Origin of the sequence: Francisella sp. LA112445 (genome assembly GCF_012224145.1) — a bacterium.
Classification (GTDB): Bacteria; Pseudomonadota; Gammaproteobacteria; order Francisellales; family Francisellaceae; genus Francisella.
Genome location: NZ_CP041030.1, coordinates 602562 through 619400, shown reverse-complemented (window position 1 = coordinate 619400; position 16839 = coordinate 602562). Strand labels below are relative to the sequence as shown.

Here is a 16839-nt window from a genome sequence, read left to right as displayed (position 1 = left end):
TCCTTAAGCGCCTGCTGCTGAGTTATTTGCCATAATGTTTGAAACAAATTTCGCATTACTATCAATATTTGATGCTGTTATCGAAACATTGAAGTTATTACTAGCACGTATATTATTGAAAGTTATCAATCCAATAGCGTTTGAACTACTATTTCCTCCACCTATTTCTTCAATTGATGGTTCGCTTGTCGATGTAAATGTAACAGCATCTTGGAAAGTTAAAATATCTCCCCAATTACCAGCTGTAGTTCCAGTAGCAGGTTGGAAATAGAATTGCCCTGTAACTAAAGAATCTGTAGCAATTGTTGCTTCAACAGTAACCATTTCACGATTACCCGCAGCTTGACTATACGCATTTGCAATAGCATCAAGACTTGCTTTTGTAACTGCAAAAGTTATAGAGTTACATGAAGTAGTACCTAAAGTAGCACTAGCAACATAAAGGTTCTCTAAAGTAGCCACGATATCTGTATTTGCTTCTGTAGCTCCTCCTGGATACATTGCAGCAAATTTAGTTAATGTAACAGGTTGGCCTGCTATTTTGATAGCAAAGCTACTTCCTAGAAGCATCTTTGGCTCCATTGCAAACTCTGGACTTGTCGATTGAGAGTTTTGTAATGAGTTCACATTTACAGTAAATGCGTTATTTCGATTTGAAACATATCTACTAACTTGTTCCATGATTTTTCTCCTTTTATGATTATTTTATTTCTTAAGCTAGTCTTGTATCTAACTTAAGGGTTACATCCATACCTTCAAATTTAATATGAGGCAGAACTTCTATGTTGCAGTTATACCAACCAGCCATCCCTTGGGATTTACTGACATTGACATTAGCTGCTTTAAATGGATAATAAGATGCCGTTAAAACATTTGGATTTGACACTGTAGTTACATACTTACTAATCCAAGTATTTAATTTTTTACTTATAATAGTCTCATCTGCTTCTGAGCCGATATCATCGCGAGCCATACATTTAACATAGTGAGCTATCTTACAAACCGAGAATGTATATGGTAATTTTGTAATAAGCTGACTATTCTCACTATCATTAGGATCTTCAAATTCTTCGCTACTTTTAAGTGACTGGGCACTAAAGAAACAAGCGTTTGAAGTTTTCTTTTCATAAACTAAACTGATAAACCCAGCTTTAGCTAAACTATATTCCTTATGATCTGGTATCAAAAAGTTAACTGGAAGTACAAAAGCATTACTATCTCGTTCATTAAAGTTGTAAATTGGTAATCCTTCGACCATTCCTCCACTTGTTGGACCACAAATAGACTGGCACCATCCTGTTATTTCATATGATCTAGCTAAGTTTTTAGCAAACAACACAGATGCATTTCCCCATAAACAACTTTGATCTGGTGCAGTTAGACTAACTTCTTCTTTAAAATTATTTAAAGGTCCTTTACCTGCAGGATTATTGACAGGATCATAAGGAGCTCTTAGCATAAAGTTAGGCAGAGTCAGACCTATATATCCTGCTGCTCTAGTTTTTCTAAAAGCATTCCAACGACCAAATCTAGGATGTGCCATCAAACCATCAATATCTTTAATCTCACTCAAATCATGATATGTCTGACAACCAAATAATTTTGGAGAAGCTGCTGCAATAAATGGCGCATGAGAAGCCTCTGCAATTCTACCCATAACAGTAAGCCACTCAATATCCTCTTGAGTTTTATCAAAATCATATAATCCGATTACTGAACCGTATGGTTCGCCACCAAACTGATCATACTCAGCAACATATACTTTCTTAAAGAAATCACTGCCAGAAACATCTACACTATTATTTTCAAAATCTTCAGCTAGTTCATCTTTATCAACATCTATAATCGATAATTGAGTCTTTTTAAAATCCATATTATTAGCAACTTCTTGAACTGATCTCCAGCTAGTTTCTAACTGTCTAAAGTCAGGATGTGCTAAAACTTCTGAGACTTGTTTATTGATCATATTATCTATCATCTCAGAAACTCTATGTATTAGATTCTTATCAATAACAGATTCATCTTTTTTATTACTAAGCAATATTGATAATGCAGTCATTAATCTTGACTCATAATTTGCTTGTAGCTTACTATCGCTCAACTGCTCTTGGGATATTAGTTGAAAATTCTCACTCTCCTGAAACCCTGCTGCTGAAAGAATATCTGCACACTTATATGCTTTATCTATAACTTCTGACATTTTAAACCCCTTTCTCTTGATCATTTAACTTATACGATTCAAGAAGAGGCAACTCCTCTTGAATCTTTTCTAAAGCTTGTGAGCTGTTGATACAGTTATTTAGTAAGTTCCTAAGTTTTCTATTATTATCAATAGTCGAGCTAAACTCTTGTATTAAAGCCTTAGCCTGAAGCAACGACGCTAACTCAGGAATACGCTGAGCAATAGTATTTGGATCAAAGACTTTCATAGAGTCAACATCTAAGTTTACTTGAATATCTTCAGCACCCTCTTTGATATGATTTGGCACACTAATATTCAACTTGATACCCATAGGTTTCATAACTTCAGATAAGTTTGGACTCGCTAACTCATAAACTTTACGATTACTTAAATCTTTTTGTCTCTCTTGTGAGTTGCCTAATGACAAATCTCCTACTAATAATTGTCTAAAAGGCAATTCCTTTTTCTTTTTGACACCATCAACCTCCATATCATATGTAATTGTGATACGAGATTTTGGAATTGTTTGATTAATTTTCATTTAAACTCCCCTTACCTATTTTTGTTAAATGTTTAAGCTTTAAAAACTCACTTGAAGTTTCTAGACACTAAGATAACCATTAGATGTATACAAAATATTTAGCATTTGTAAAACTTTGTAACTTTTATTTAATTAGCCAGATAATCTTGATAATTATTGAATTTATTAGAATTTGTTAATTATTTTTTTAAAAAAACTAAATTAGCTTTTAAAGGTATAGTTTCTGGAAAACTGCAAAGATTGTTGGGGAGTTCTTTCACAAATATCCAAGCACTCCTTAATTATTATAAAATAAGTAGATGTTTCTTTATTTTTATTCTTAAGATTATTAGCATATCTAGATGAATCATAAGTATTAAGTGTAGGATTTGAATCTGTAAATCCTATGTTGTAAGTGCTAGATCTTTTACTCTCAGGTTCAAATAAATATCTTTCATTATCTAATATTGATTTTATAAGCTCTATATCATTATTTATTTGACTAATATAATTTCTTGTATTTATAGCTCTTTCATTGTGATGATGATTTGAGAAAATATTTATAATTCTATTGTTTATATATTTATCTAACTTTGTTAGTATTTGTTTCTTAATTATAGAGATATCCTCATTTTCTGCCATTTTTAAAAACCTATCTATGATTTAATGTATTTTTAATTGTAGTAATAAGATGTGTCTAAAATGTTTAATAACTGTAAAATAATGTAATTTATAAATGTAGATGGTTCTAAAGTAGTATTTTTCTTATAGCAAAGATTATGAATAATTTAAATAAATATCCATTGATGAGAATTTACAGTGAAATCTGAGTCCAAATTTAATGAATATGAAATATAGTATAAAGGTCCTAACTTATCTTCTATAATTTTTTTACAATCTTCAAAGCTTTTTTGACTTGGTTTAAAATGTCCACTTTCATTATTAATTTCAACTTCATAAGAGTTTTCACCTGTTATTATTTCCCCTGCCATTAAAGCTTTAAGATTTTTCTCTATTCCATAATTTGTAAAATAATTAGGGTTAAATTTACCAACATGAGCAAGAGTGGGATGTTTTCTAGAGCCTTTAGAATAACTTCTATCATCTTTAGTAATTCTTATTTCAAGATCAGAAGTGGCGTTGATATAGTAAATCACATAGATATAAGTTGTATGTGACTCAAGTATAATACTCTCATCTAATATAAAGCTATCCGTACCATTTTGTTTTATCGCTGATGCTACATTAGCTTCAATATTACGATCGTAAAGATTATTATTCTCTAATGAGGAAGTATTTATTGCAGTCTTAATCAGAGTATCCTGATCTTGCCCATTAATTATTTTTTTTACAGTTAGAAATTGTTTTATAGTAGCTTGATGTTTGATAGTTTGCACTACTAATTTTTTGTGAAAATTTAGAGCTACTATACTCATTAGTTCGCTTTTCTAAATCATACCCTGATAAATATTTTCCAGTTTCTAATAGGCTTATTTCATTATTTATTATCCATTTTATAGTTGTCGTATTTTCAGCTGCTTCAATATACTTTCTTGTATTTATAGCTCTTTCATTATGATGATGATTTGAAAAAATATTTAAAAATCTATTATCTATATAATTATCTAAATTTCGTATTATCTGTTTTTTTTTGATTAAAATCCATTTAGAATCTCCTTTTTAATAAAACTACAACCCTACTAATCCAATAATACTTAGCCTACACATGAGATTTTACCTCTAAAACAAATAACTCTTGACACTCTTGAATTATCTTATAATAGGGTGATAGTTTAGTAGCTCTATTTTGAGACTGATTAAGACTATCGGTAACTTTGCAATATTCTAAATCAAGAGTTTTTTTCTCATTTTCAATGATAAATTTAATTGTTGCTGAACAACTTGCATTTTCTATACAAACTTTTGTGTTAACTGCTCTTATATTATCTCCTTGATTAGTAAAAACATTTAGAAATCTATTATCTATATAATTATCTAACCTTTGTATTACTTGTGCCTTTAGTTCACTTAACTCCATTTAATCCCCTTTTTTACTTATTTATAAAATATTCTTATATTATACTTTTGTGATATATATGAAATGTTTAAGAACTGTAAAAAAATGTAACTAGTAGTTAAGTCTACGAACTTCAATATAATTAAATCTAATATTATATTTTGTCCCTAAAGTTTCTTTAATAAACTCTTTGCACATATCAAATCGTTCTTCTGTCGACACATAATCACTACTTTCATTATTTACTACTAGTTGGTTTCCAGATTTTGAAGATATTTGACCTGCCAATATGACATTAACATCGAACTGATGATTTCCCAGGCAATGAGACCTATCAAGTTTTCCTTTGTGAGCAAGAGATATATGACTACGGACATTATATTTATAATGTTTATTAGGCAAAACCCTCATTTGTAAGTGCTTATCTTTACCTTCTCCAAATTGATAAATAACATAAATATAAGTCTCTTCTTCATTCAAGCAAATATTTCTACTAAGTATAAAGCTATCATTTCGATAACTTCTTTTTAGATCAAATCCTTTTGTAAATTCACCATCAATGTATTCCGAGCGATTAGCTTGAACAACTAATTCTTGAGGGGCTGAATTAATTAGCAATTTATATCCTGGTTGTTGTCGCATTTGTGATTTTAAAAATAGATCAATCTTTACTTTGGAATTACAAATTATTTTATAGTAGCTTGAAGAGTTAGGATTTCGGTTTTTAATTTCTTGCGAATATCTCGAGTTTTGATATATTGAATCTCCAGAATTTAGATCAGATATAGACCTTACTTCTGAATCAAATAAATCCTTCTCGTTACAGAGAATATCATATAAAGGATCAACATCATTAACTCTTACAATAAAGTTTTTAACAGTTATTGCTCTATCATTATGATGATGATTTGAAAAAATATTTAAAAATCGGTTATTAATATATTTATCTAAATCCCTTATTATTTGATTTTTTAGTGCGTAAAATTGCATATTTATTATTTTGTCATCTTAGTGATTATTATAACAATAGATTAGGTTCTGTGCACAAAAATAAATTCTCATCGAAGCCAAATAAAAGTACAAGCTAATTTAATCATACCCAGATATGCTGAAATGGTTTTATCAAACCTAGAAAATACTCTTCTAAAATGCTTAATTTTAGAAAAGAAATTCTCTATCAAATGTCTTTCTTTGTATATTTGAATATCAAAATCTATAGGGTTTATAGTATTTGATTTGCAGGGAATAACAGCTTCAGAGGATATATTTTGAATATGTTCTCTAATTTCATTAGAGTGATATGCTCTATCAGCGATAACTTTTGTATTATATACCTTCTGTAGTAGGTCTATTGCCACTTTACTATCATGAGTTTTACCTTCTGACAGTAATACTTCCAGCGGGTTGCCTAAAGCATCGGTCATAGCATGAATCTTGGTGGTTACTCCACCAACTGATCTACCAATTGCTTGGTTATCATTCTTGTCATATCCTGTAGCACAGGCATGTGCTCTTGCTATCGTTGAGTCAAGCATAACTTCTTGTAAATCAGGATTTTGCACTGACTTAAATAATTTAGAGAATATGTCTTTATCACTCCAATCCTTAAAACGCTTATGTATTGATCTATATTTACCATAATAAAATGGTAACATTCTCCATTGGCAGCCTGTACGTAATACATAAAATACTGCTTCAATAAACAATCTTAATTTGTCTTCATCATTGGTATGTATACCTTTTTGTGATTTTAAGAATAATAAAATACTTGACCAGAATACTTCTTTTATATGATAATGCATTTGCTAAACCCTTGGTATTTATTGTCTTTCAACTTCTAAATAACAACGGTTTAGCTATTTTCAATCTAATTTAGCTTTTTTTGTGCACAGAACCTATTCGTTTATATGAGATGTTTAAGAATTGTAAATATTTGTAACAAATATATTTAATGAGCTTTTTTGAAAACTAATATTTTCTTATTATTGGTAACTGTAGAATATTCAAATGTCTTATCATGAACAAATCCTGATTTGATAAACATTTCAATGATTTTTTCATTTTTATTTATATTTGCATACCCTCCATAGCTAGTCTCATATATAGAATCTTTTATATGAACAGCATTAGCTGGATATTTATGATCTGCTAAAACATCGACATATATATGACTATCACTATTCATTAAATTCTTAAGTTTAGTGAGTAGATCATATATTTCAACATCTGAAAATTCATATATAAAACACCATAACATCAAGATAGAGTCAAACTTATCGTTAATATAAATATCTAATATAGATCCTTTTATTAATCTGACATTATCTTTAGAAAATTGCTTAATTAACTCATCATAGTGCCTAGCGTTTAATTCAACTCCAGCTATAGATAAGCTTTTGTCTAAATCAAGCAGATATCTAATAGATCTACCATAGCCACTACCAATATCTAAGACTTTTTTTGATTCGGATATTTGTTTTTCAATACATTTAATATCTGGACAAATATCTAAACCTACATCAGCAGCCAATTTCCTTAACTTTTCTTTTGTTAGTTCAACATATAGAGAATTTTGATTTAATTTATTGATTTTTAAAGTATTGTAATTATACATATATTTTCTTAAACTAAATAACATAAAAGATTTTTACTAATTTACTTCTAGCGTACTATTACCATGACGATTCCTAAACTTTTTATTTAATTAACTTATTTTAATCACTAAATGTTTCTTAGATGTTTCTTAGATGTTTCTTAAATATAATATAGCTTAATATACAATTTTCTTTTACTAAATTACTATGCTTTAAATTATGATTAAAAGAATTAATTTATAAGATGGTATATAATTACATAATTTTTAGTGTTATATATTAAGATATATGCAAATTGAGAAAATCTCTTGGAGTAAAGGCATAGAAATATTAGAGAAAATAAAATTTAACTCTAATCTTTTAAACTCTCTAAAGAATATTGATAAAAATTATCAATTTCAATTTTACTTAGCAAACTATAAATATGGTGAACTTATTTTAGATAAAGGTAAGCATATTTTTGATAATACTATTAATCCAGATTATAATGAAAACTTAACTTATAATAATGGCTCTAATCCAGCAGGAATAATTATAAAAGGAGCTATTGAATTATTCTATGAGCATAAAGATAGGGTAATACCCTACACTATTGCTAAAAAAGGAGATTTATTCGGTTCTTGGTTATTTTTAGATAATATTGATAATAGCTTTCAACCAATATTTAACTGGAGCCTCTCTGCTGGTGCAAGAAGCGTATATATGCTACCAAAAATAACAAGGAATAGAAACCATGAAAGACTATGTAAGCAATTAAATATAAATGTCAATAAACCTAAGGATCTAAAAGATCATTGGAATGTCTTTAGAGAGATAGCTCAAGCTAAAAATAGCACGTGGGAATATCAAGTATTATATTTCCCGAAAGAAATAATATACTTTATTAACTCTAATGAATGGAAAAACTTCAAAAATCAATTAGTTTCTATAATGTGGAGCAAGTCTAGCTATATGAGAAACCTAATTTTTTGGAATAGTATTTATAGCATTATTACATCCTTAATTAAAGAGATTACACTTCAAGATATAAGTACTATCAAACATTTAATAGGGATTAGCATTGGTGAAAATTTAGGTTTTTGTCCTGCTACTGATAACACTTTTATTCCTCTTGATGATATAACAGAAGCATATTCAAATAACTACAATCTAAAAGAGTTAGGTTATGAAGTTGATATTCTAATACCTACAAAAGAAAATTTAATAAATACAACTTCAAAAAATCAGATTTACTACTCTCTTCAGTATCAAACTAATATTGAGTATCTAGAACATAATACTGGATATCAAAGTCATACTAAATATATGGAGCATTTATCAAAAATGATAGATAAAGTCTCTGCTACTTTACCTAAAATATCAAACTCTAAATATTCACCTATAGAAAAAGTACTAAGCAAAATAGTGTTTTCATTTTCTAACCTAGATTCTAATAATAAAATATTTGAAGATAAAAGGTTTAATATGACAGAAAATAATTTTCCTATAGGTAATAGCTTTTTGAGAAATTCAATTGTTATACATACTACAAACTCTCATTAAACAATAATATATCAAGGATAACTAGAAAACTAATACAATAGCGTTAAATTGGATTATTGTAAACTATATACTTCTTGATTTATTTTACTACCTAATATAGATACTCCTAAAGTAGATTTCCCTAAAACTGTTTTTTTAGTCTCAAGCCATTCGCCATACTTAGTTACATCAAGCTCTGAGTTAATATAGTCTAAATACTCACATAATAGCTTATATTTAAATACATATTCACTATTGTTTAAATTAGGTTCTTTAATTTCCAGGCTCATAAGCTCTCACCCCTTTTTTGTAAATTATACTATATTATTTATATGATAAATTACATAATACAAGATTATATTTTTGATATCAATGAATATTTCTTTAAATTCATAAACTCTGTAAAACTGTTGTTGTATTAGAAATTTACTTGTTTATTTTGTATTTTTTATAAATGATTTAAAGTATGAAAAACTACAGATACTTTTAATGTTAAATATAATTTTAGTATGTGATAATCTTAAAGAAAATTTTTTAATAAGAGTTCATGATTTGCAAATAAACTAATGTTTAAAAACATTAAAAAATACACTGAGCTTTATAAGGTATAAATATAATTTTATAATTTTGCTTTTTATAATGGTCTAATTTATGCTCAATAAACTCTTTACATGCCATCAAATATTTTAATTCTGGCTTGAAGTGTCCACTATCATTATTAATTTTAATGTTTCTTCCTTCAATTAGAATTTCACCAGCCATTATGATATTTATTTTTTTATTTCTTATATTTTTTGTAATATTAAGATGATTATTTTTTTGAAATTCTCCGTAATGAATAAGCGTAGAATGTACTCTCAAAGGATCAAGTATATCAAACTCTTTCTTAGTACTACGTAAAACCACTCTCATTTCCCAATTATTAAAATCTTGATCACAATAAATGGCAAATATATATGGACGTCCTCTAATAAAATAAATAGCATTATTAGAAATATCATCATCAATAATATTAGGAGACTCATCTTTAGATAATGTAAAACTTTTACATAAATGTTCTCTTAGATGCATAGTCTGTTTAGCTTCAAGTTTAAGTGTTTTAGAGTCTTGATAATCCTCATCAAGTTCAAGGGTTTCTCCATTAATATCCTGTAAAATACTTATTTGGTTAACTTGATCTTGTTGTAAATACTCTTTACAGTTATGAATGACTTTATAGTAACCAGATGTCTTATAATTTGGCTTTTTATTATTATAGATAGCTGAATAACTTTTACTACTATTATCGTTACTGGAACCAGTTGTTAGAAAAAGGTTTTCGGCATTGATAATATCTTTAATATCTTTGACTGTTAATGCCTCTTTAATTTTATTCTTAGTCTCTATTGCTCTATTATTATGATGGTGATTTGTGAAAATATTTAGAAACTTATTATTTATGTAACTATCTAAATTATTGATTATTTTTTGCTGTATTATTTTAAAACTAATATTGTTTGAATATATCTCTTTCATTTTTCATACTTATAAGTTTTTTTTAGGTTTTAATATAGATCATGAATATTTATGGAATATTTCTAAAATGTAATATTTTATAATATTAATAGCTCTAGTAAAAAGAGCTTAGTATATTAGGCTCCTGATAATATAGAATCTAGTAAGTTATTATCGAAACTTAATAACTAAATTCATAACTCTACTTTCACAACTAACTACAAACATTTACAACTAAGAAATATTATAAAAATATTAATAAATTAATATTAGATCATTATAAAAATTAAAGGATTAATAATGCCTAAAAACATCTTTCAAATAAAAGGCCCTATGAACTTACTTGAGTTACAAAAAGCTTTAGGTTATGAAATAAATAAAGGTGGTATGTGTTATGGTATAGCTTATATGGCTATTCAGGCTATTATAAGAAATGATTTTGATACTTATATTGATCGTATTAATTTATTAGATGAATATATGAGTAAACATAATAGTGAGGGTGAAGCTATACAAAATTTAGCTTCTGATATAAAAGATGCTGAAGTAAAAAGAAAAAATAATCACAATTTGAATTCTATAGATATAAAATTAGGGGCTGTCCTAGATAACTAAGTTATGTTAGGATGGTTTTGATGAGGAAAAGTAGATTAAGTACATACAAGCAAGACAAATTAATAGAGTTATTTATAGCAGGAAGTACAGCACGAACTGCATCAGAATTAGTATCAGTAAATAAAACCACAGCCAGCTATTATTTTCATAGATTAAGATTATTAATTTATGAAAATAGTGAGCATTTAGAAATGTTTACAGGAGAGATTGAAGTAGATGAAAGCTATTTTGGAGGAACTCGTAAAGGGAAACGAGGTAGAGGAGCTGGTGGTAAAGTTCCTGTATTTGGCTTACTTAAACGTAATGGTAAGGTATATACAGTAATCATTCCAAATGCTAAGAGTGATACTCTATTACCAATAATTAGAGAAAAAGTTAAACCTGATTGTATCGTTTACACTGATACTTTTAGGAGTTATAATGCCTTAGATGTTTCAGAGTTTAAACATTATAGAATTAACCATAGTAAGCTGTTTGCAAAGAAGCATAATCATATAAACGGTATAGAAAGCTTCTGGAATCAAGCTAAGAGACATTTGAGAAAATTTAATGGTATTCCTAGAGACCATTTTTACTTGTTTTTGAAGGAATGTGAGTGGAGATTTAATCACAGTGATTCTAAGGAACAGCTAAAGCTAATTAAACACTGGGTTAGAGAGAGTTTAAAGTAAACTTATCTAGGACAGCCCCTAAAATTATTAAGTATAGTAGCATGGTTAGATGGTATTCAGATTTATCATGGATTAGACATAGTTTCATTAAGTACTCCTTGTTCATATATAGAAAAATTTAAACGTAAATTAAATATAACTAATTCTCCAAATACTTTTGGTTATCAAAGTTACAATACTGGAACCAATTTATTTTCTGGAGATATCTATGAACCTGATAAAACATATCTACAATCGAGTAAATTATGTTTTTTAAATGAAAGTTCAATATATCCTCTTTTTGAAGAAATTAATAGATCAAATGAGCTTATGGCTTTTTCAATAGGGACAGGTAAACATATTATAGCTATTGGTAAAGGTATAAATACTCAAATATATCTAATAAATCATAATAGACACATAATTTTACACAATAGAGAAGCTTCTTACAAATATATTAAATTAGCTTTTGATGAATCTATTCATGAAATAGATAAAAGTATTATAAGTATATCCAAATTTTCTAACGAAAAATGTAATAGTATTGATACAATTTACGATAAAAACTTACCTATCGAAAAAGTACTATTTTTAGCAATGTTGTATGGTAATACAAATGCTACAAAATACTATATAAAAGAGATACTAGATGGTAGGAAAATGAATAAAATAGAACTTCTCGAAGCCAAAGGTAGAAATAAATATTCTCCTGGGCTTATATTTGCTATGATGAATAGCCACTTAGATACTATCGAAGCCTATATTATAGCTATAGCTAATAGTAATATTATTAATTCTTATAAAATATCTCTACTAGCAGCTATAGATATTAATAACGAGCCTGGACTATGGCTTGCTTTATATTACAATAATACTGATGCTATTGGTATTTATCTCAAAACTATTAAACAAAGTTATGCTCCAGGTATAACAAAAGCTATTATGAGTAGCTGTATAGATCAAAAAAAATTAAAAGACTCACTTTTAAAATGGGCTCTTGAATATAAGCCTGAAAAAACTAAAAAGAGATCTGATTACCCCCTTCTTATAGAAATATTATCATATAATCGTTCAACTATCTTTAAGCGCTCTCAAACTACATCAATAAAGAAATTTCTTGATAACAAGATATATAAAATGTGGCAGTAAAAAATAATTATGTAAATCTATTCTTTAAAATTGCATAAATATAATTACTATTTTTTAAAAAAATCTATGTTCTATAACTAATTGAAAAATTTTCATTTACTTCACACTAAATTTCTTAATAATAATCTACAAATAATTAACCTATATTTATCTCTGTACCATTTATATTAGTTTCTGTACTTTTTATATTAACTATTGAACTATTAATATCTATGCTAGTACTATTTAAGGTTATACTTGAACCACCATTATTTAACGTTATATTATTAGCTGAGCCATCGATGGTTATTTTTAACTCATTTAAACTTATAACTATAGTTTGATTACTTGAGTCTAAAACAATAGATGCTGGATCTGTACTCAGCGCTAGGGTCTCCTCTGTGGTATTACAATCCACAGATACTATCTTATCACCACTACTTGCCTTTAAAACAATCCCATCCGTGTTTTGAGTTATAGTATGTTGTTTAGCCATATTATTTATCTCCCTATGCTGTATTAACTGTAAACTGACCCGGCTCTACAACTTCTATAACACCCCCATAAATACAATTTAGCTTACATTGGTTTGTTAAAGCAGGTGTTTTTCTAATCTTAACTTTTGAAGAACCAGGAGTCCAGGGTGCTGGTGTAACAGGCACACATGGTGCTGGCGTAAATACTCCTAATGCTGCTGCTGTTGCTGCTATTACAGCAGGGTTTGAGGGACATGAACACATCCCAAATGGTGGTATGTTCGCAACTGGAATATTATCCGTAATAACAGCTGCTGGCATCTTATTGGAGTTAACCATCTTATCAGGTAAAACTACTAGACTACTAGGAGCTGCTCCAAAACTACATTTAATCTGAGCGCCTAAACAAACTTGAGTTGACATAATGTTCCCCCCTTTATTATTAATAATAATTGATTATCAAATAACTACATATCAAGCAAATAATAGGAGTTAGCTTAGCTAGATTTAATATGCTTGAAGTTGTTTTTCTTAGTTGACTTTTTATTCTTAAAGATTTTGGTACTGAGATTTTCATAGGAGTGTAATCTAGTATTAGAATCTTTAATTGACGTAGATAAAGACTTCTCTCAAAAAAGCTATCTGAGTCATACATACCTTTATATCCATGATTGAGCAAGTAATAATATACCCAATAAATATTAGTATATGCCTGTGATTTTTGTGATATTAAATATTCTAAATATTGATAATATAGCTTACCAGCCTCTAAAGTTTTAAATAGCCGTGTTTGTAGCATTTCATAATCATATCCAGATGATATAGCTATTATATTTAGCCTTTCATCACAATATGCTGCTAAGGCAAATGTGATTAAATGCGACTGACTATATTTACCCTCTTCACGATTTTTATCAACTAATATAAGTTGTAGATCTAGAATATCTTTATAAAGTTGATCTACAAGTTGGTAAAAGTCTTTTTCATCTTGACTTGAGTAGCTATCAATATCATTAATTATCTTATAAAACACTGTTCTCCACATTTATAGAACCTCCATTACATTATTTTTTGAAATATTTATAGTTTTGTCTTTTTGATTATCGGGATTAATATAAAACTTCCAATTACCCGAATTAGACTCTTTTTGGAAAAGAAAATAAACAGACACCCCTCCTTTGTCTGACTTTCCTATAGGAATAGTCTGCTTACCTTTATCAGGGTATATTAAAAAGCTAGCATCATTACTACCTTTCTTTAAATAACTTTCATATACACTATTAACACTACTATCTAAGTAATCATACATAGATTCTTGCTTAACAATTACATAAAAAGGTTGACTATTATTACTTAGCTTATTGGGATTAACTGTTAAGTCAAAAGTTGAACGAGCACAGCTCGACAACATCAAAAAAAATAATGCTATAAAAAATAGCTTAATCATTTTTAAATAACTTTTTTTTAAATTAAAATTTCTCATTTTCTAAAACCTTATATGCAAAACTTCCTGATAAACTTCTCTTATATAGAGGCTCTCCTAACGTAAGGGTCTCTAGACCGTTATCAATTACTAATAAAATATTTTGAAAGAGAATATTTAAATCCACCGTCAAACTATTAAGTTTCTTTGATACTTCCTCACAGATCTCTATCATCTTTTTTCTAGATTCTTGTATTAACATTCGGAAAAGGATTTTTCCAGTTATAATAGTTAATCTATCTTGATGTACCTTCGATAATGGCTGATTTATTTTTGTACACCCTAAGAGGCTTCCTCTAGTTTGGTTAATATACTCTAAGTCAACAATGACTCTATATTTACCTAATGACTGACGAACAGATTGCTCAACTACTGAAACTATATTGTTACTATAGTCATCTTTGGAAAAAAATATCTCCCCATTTCTATAAATATGATTCTGATAAGTTAGTAACTCTGGGTACAGAACATAATTATATAGTGTTAGCCATTTGTCTAATATTTGACTCTTAATGCTCTCAACTGAGGCAATATCAAGACATGATTTGAGTATCGCTAAGTTTTTAGTATCCTTTATTAATAACCAAATATTAATCCAAATATTTACTTCATTTTTCTCAACTATAACTTTTTTGATAATATATACAGCATTATCCTGTTTCCAATTGACATGCCAGCGCCTATTATAGTCAGGATAATTCTCATTTATATATCTGATACAATTCTTATAGTTGCGTGGAAAAGTTATCATTGAAAACTCCCTTTTATCTTAAAATTATGTTTAGTATTTTTCTGTAAGAAAGTTTCTAACTGTTTGAGATAAAACCTAACCCAATCGTGATAATTCTCTGGCACACTTTTAAAATAAAGAGATATTTGCTCTTGTTGATCAATAAAAACATCATTTAACCAAGCTTGAATTCTTACTAATGCTGATATATCAGTAAATTTTAGCAAACCTTTCCAATCTTCTAATTTCCAACTATGAATATATGGAGTTCGTAGTATTTTTAACAAAGGTTCAATCAAGTCAGTATCATAAGCATCTTTAGGACTTGTGATTAGACTTTTAATATCTAACTTATATGAAGATATACTTTGGTTTAACCATTTTATATTTGCCTTATGATAATTATCCATTAATGCTTGATCAATGTGATAACTAAGATATATATCTGCAAAAATAGTTTTATTAAATACTTGTGAAATTCTATTAAACTCTAGACCTACTTGTCCATCTTTATAAATTACTTTGTAATCTATTGGAGCTAAAGGTTGCTTGTCTGCATATACCGTTAGAACCTCATGTATAAAGAAATCCGAATTGATTTTCTCTTTACTCTTTAACCAATATATCTCATAGTCTCCATCCATTACAAAGCTAGCACTAACTGTTTGATATTGATTAACAACTGGTACTATATTTGTATGGAACAAATCCTTTAATTGATCTTTATACATATCCTCGATAACAAAGCCTTTTATCGCCAGCCGTATAGAGTTAATTTTCTGAGAGAAATACTGAAATAGACTAACGTTAATTCTAAACTGTAATCTTGGATCAGATAAATTTTGGCGAAACTTATGATTAGAATGTTGAACATAATCATAACCATAAGTAACATCTATTTTTCTCTGACAAGTTGAGCCATCATCTAAATCAATAGTCAAATAAAACTCACTAGCATTATTTAACTTTCTAAATATATTAATAAGTTGTTCAACAGGAATATAATCTGAATGCAACCAAAAACTAAAATTATTGTCTTGTAAGCGAAAAGATTTAGTTTTAGAACTAAAAGAAAGCTCTATACCATTATCTATATATTCAATGTTAGTAACATCAAAAGGTAATATTCTTGTTGAAATTGGTGAGTATAGAATCTCCTGTTGTTCTAATAGTTTTATACTAAGTTGTTGCTCTAAATCAATATAGTTACTATCATCTTCAAAATAACAATCAGATATTTTGACATAACATCCTTTAAATGTTGGTGTTAACATATGAGGGAAATGTGCTTTTACCTTTGAAGAATAAAGACACTTAGTATAGTTTCGAAAATCATTTTCTACTTGAGACTGTAACTGATTAAGAGCACTCATCATCTCTTTTACAGTAATATTTCTACCCAAAGATAATTCATCCATAAATCACCTAC

General features: G+C 28.2%; 21 protein-coding genes. 4 read left to right on the top strand and 17 right to left on the bottom strand.

From position 1 onward, the window contains the following. Nucleotides 1-3: 3 nt before the first annotated feature. The 9 genes from FIP56_RS03040 to FIP56_RS03000 all read right to left on the bottom strand — a co-directional run bounded on the left by FIP56_RS03040 (nt 4) and on the right by FIP56_RS03000 (nt 7333). Entirely contained in the window at nt 4-681 is a 678-nt protein-coding gene (locus FIP56_RS03040; RefSeq protein WP_192577495.1) for a hypothetical protein, read from the bottom strand. Nucleotides 682-712: 31 nt separating this feature from the next. Next, nucleotides 713-2200: a type VI secretion system contractile sheath large subunit gene (gene tssC / locus FIP56_RS03035; protein WP_192577494.1), complete on the bottom strand. Its 1488-nt coding sequence runs from the start codon at nt 2198-2200 to the stop codon at nt 713-715. A gap of 1 nt (nt 2201) precedes the next feature. After that, the gene (gene tssB / locus FIP56_RS03030) at nt 2202-2723 is read right to left on the bottom strand and encodes a type VI secretion system contractile sheath small subunit (protein ID WP_192577493.1); all 522 of its coding nucleotides are present in this window, start codon (nt 2721-2723) and stop codon (nt 2202-2204) included. Nucleotides 2724-2924: 201 nt separating this feature from the next. Next, on the bottom strand, nt 2925-3344 hold the full coding sequence (locus FIP56_RS03025; protein WP_192577492.1) for a hypothetical protein: 420 nt from the start codon (nt 3342-3344) through the stop codon (nt 2925-2927). Nucleotides 3345-3490: 146 nt separating this feature from the next. After that, nucleotides 3491-4138 carry a hypothetical protein gene (locus FIP56_RS03020; protein WP_192577491.1) on the bottom strand — a complete coding sequence of 216 codons (648 nt, stop codon included), beginning with the start codon at nt 4136-4138 and terminating at the stop codon, nt 3491-3493. A gap of 284 nt (nt 4139-4422) precedes the next feature. Continuing rightward, nucleotides 4423-4740 (bottom strand): hypothetical protein, encoded by a 318-nt coding sequence (locus FIP56_RS03015; protein WP_192577490.1) that lies wholly within the window; start codon nt 4738-4740, stop codon nt 4423-4425. A gap of 90 nt (nt 4741-4830) precedes the next feature. Continuing rightward, the gene (locus tag FIP56_RS03010) at nt 4831-5709 is read right to left on the bottom strand and encodes a hypothetical protein (RefSeq protein WP_192577489.1); all 879 of its coding nucleotides are present in this window, start codon (nt 5707-5709) and stop codon (nt 4831-4833) included. 68 nt (nt 5710-5777) lie between these two features. Continuing rightward, nucleotides 5778-6521: an IS5 family transposase gene (locus FIP56_RS03005; protein ID WP_192576991.1), complete on the bottom strand. Its 744-nt coding sequence runs from the start codon at nt 6519-6521 to the stop codon at nt 5778-5780. Nucleotides 6522-6667: 146 nt separating this feature from the next. Next, nucleotides 6668-7333 (bottom strand): class I SAM-dependent methyltransferase, encoded by a 666-nt coding sequence (locus FIP56_RS03000; RefSeq protein ID WP_192577488.1) that lies wholly within the window; start codon nt 7331-7333, stop codon nt 6668-6670. A gap of 268 nt (nt 7334-7601) precedes the next feature. Between FIP56_RS03000 and FIP56_RS02995 the strand changes: the two genes are divergently transcribed. Next, the gene (locus FIP56_RS02995) at nt 7602-8855 is read left to right on the top strand and encodes a hypothetical protein (protein WP_192577487.1); all 1254 of its coding nucleotides are present in this window, start codon (nt 7602-7604) and stop codon (nt 8853-8855) included. 53 nt (nt 8856-8908) lie between these two features. Here FIP56_RS02995 and FIP56_RS02990 read toward each other — a convergent pair whose 3' ends face one another. Continuing rightward, nucleotides 8909-9124: a hypothetical protein gene (locus FIP56_RS02990; protein WP_192577486.1), complete on the bottom strand. Its 216-nt coding sequence runs from the start codon at nt 9122-9124 to the stop codon at nt 8909-8911. Nucleotides 9125-9413: 289 nt separating this feature from the next. Further along, the gene (locus tag FIP56_RS02985) at nt 9414-10349 is read right to left on the bottom strand and encodes a hypothetical protein (protein WP_192577485.1); all 936 of its coding nucleotides are present in this window, start codon (nt 10347-10349) and stop codon (nt 9414-9416) included. A 279-nt stretch (nt 10350-10628) separates the two neighbouring features. Between FIP56_RS02985 and FIP56_RS02980 the strand changes: the two genes are divergently transcribed. From FIP56_RS02980 to FIP56_RS02970, 3 genes are all read left to right on the top strand, one after another. Beyond that, on the top strand, nt 10629-10943 hold the full coding sequence (locus tag FIP56_RS02980; protein WP_192577484.1) for a hypothetical protein: 315 nt from the start codon (nt 10629-10631) through the stop codon (nt 10941-10943). 20 nt (nt 10944-10963) lie between these two features. Next, nucleotides 10964-11614 carry an IS1595 family transposase gene (locus FIP56_RS02975; protein ID WP_192577483.1) on the top strand — a complete coding sequence of 217 codons (651 nt, stop codon included), beginning with the start codon at nt 10964-10966 and terminating at the stop codon, nt 11612-11614. Between the two features lie 309 nt (nt 11615-11923). After that, nucleotides 11924-12742 (top strand): hypothetical protein, encoded by an 819-nt coding sequence (locus FIP56_RS02970; RefSeq protein ID WP_192577482.1) that lies wholly within the window; start codon nt 11924-11926, stop codon nt 12740-12742. 136 nt (nt 12743-12878) lie between these two features. On the opposite strand, the gene FIP56_RS02965 is transcribed toward FIP56_RS02970, so the two are convergent. From FIP56_RS02965 to iglH, 6 genes are read right to left on the bottom strand one after another with little or no spacing between them, the layout of a single operon-like run. Continuing rightward, nucleotides 12879-13217 (bottom strand): hypothetical protein, encoded by a 339-nt coding sequence (locus tag FIP56_RS02965; RefSeq protein WP_192577481.1) that lies wholly within the window; start codon nt 13215-13217, stop codon nt 12879-12881. A 13-nt stretch (nt 13218-13230) separates the two neighbouring features. After that, on the bottom strand, nt 13231-13620 hold the full coding sequence (locus tag FIP56_RS02960; RefSeq protein ID WP_192577480.1) for a DUF4280 domain-containing protein: 390 nt from the start codon (nt 13618-13620) through the stop codon (nt 13231-13233). 19 nt (nt 13621-13639) lie between these two features. Beyond that, nucleotides 13640-14242, bottom strand: coding sequence for a DotU family type IV/VI secretion system protein (locus FIP56_RS02955; RefSeq protein WP_192577479.1), 603 nt, complete (start codon nt 14240-14242; stop codon nt 13640-13642). After that, nucleotides 14243-14644 carry a type VI secretion system lipoprotein IglE gene (iglE, locus tag FIP56_RS02950; RefSeq protein ID WP_192577478.1) on the bottom strand — a complete coding sequence of 134 codons (402 nt, stop codon included), beginning with the start codon at nt 14642-14644 and terminating at the stop codon, nt 14243-14245. A gap of 22 nt (nt 14645-14666) precedes the next feature. Further along, nucleotides 14667-15431, bottom strand: coding sequence for a hypothetical protein (locus FIP56_RS02945; RefSeq protein ID WP_192577477.1), 765 nt, complete (start codon nt 15429-15431; stop codon nt 14667-14669). Next, nucleotides 15428-16828, bottom strand: coding sequence for a type VI secretion system baseplate subunit TssF/IglH (gene iglH / locus FIP56_RS02940; RefSeq protein ID WP_192577476.1), 1401 nt, complete (start codon nt 16826-16828; stop codon nt 15428-15430). Before iglH ends, FIP56_RS02945 begins: the two co-directional genes overlap by 4 nt. Nucleotides 16829-16839 lie beyond the last annotated feature (11 nt).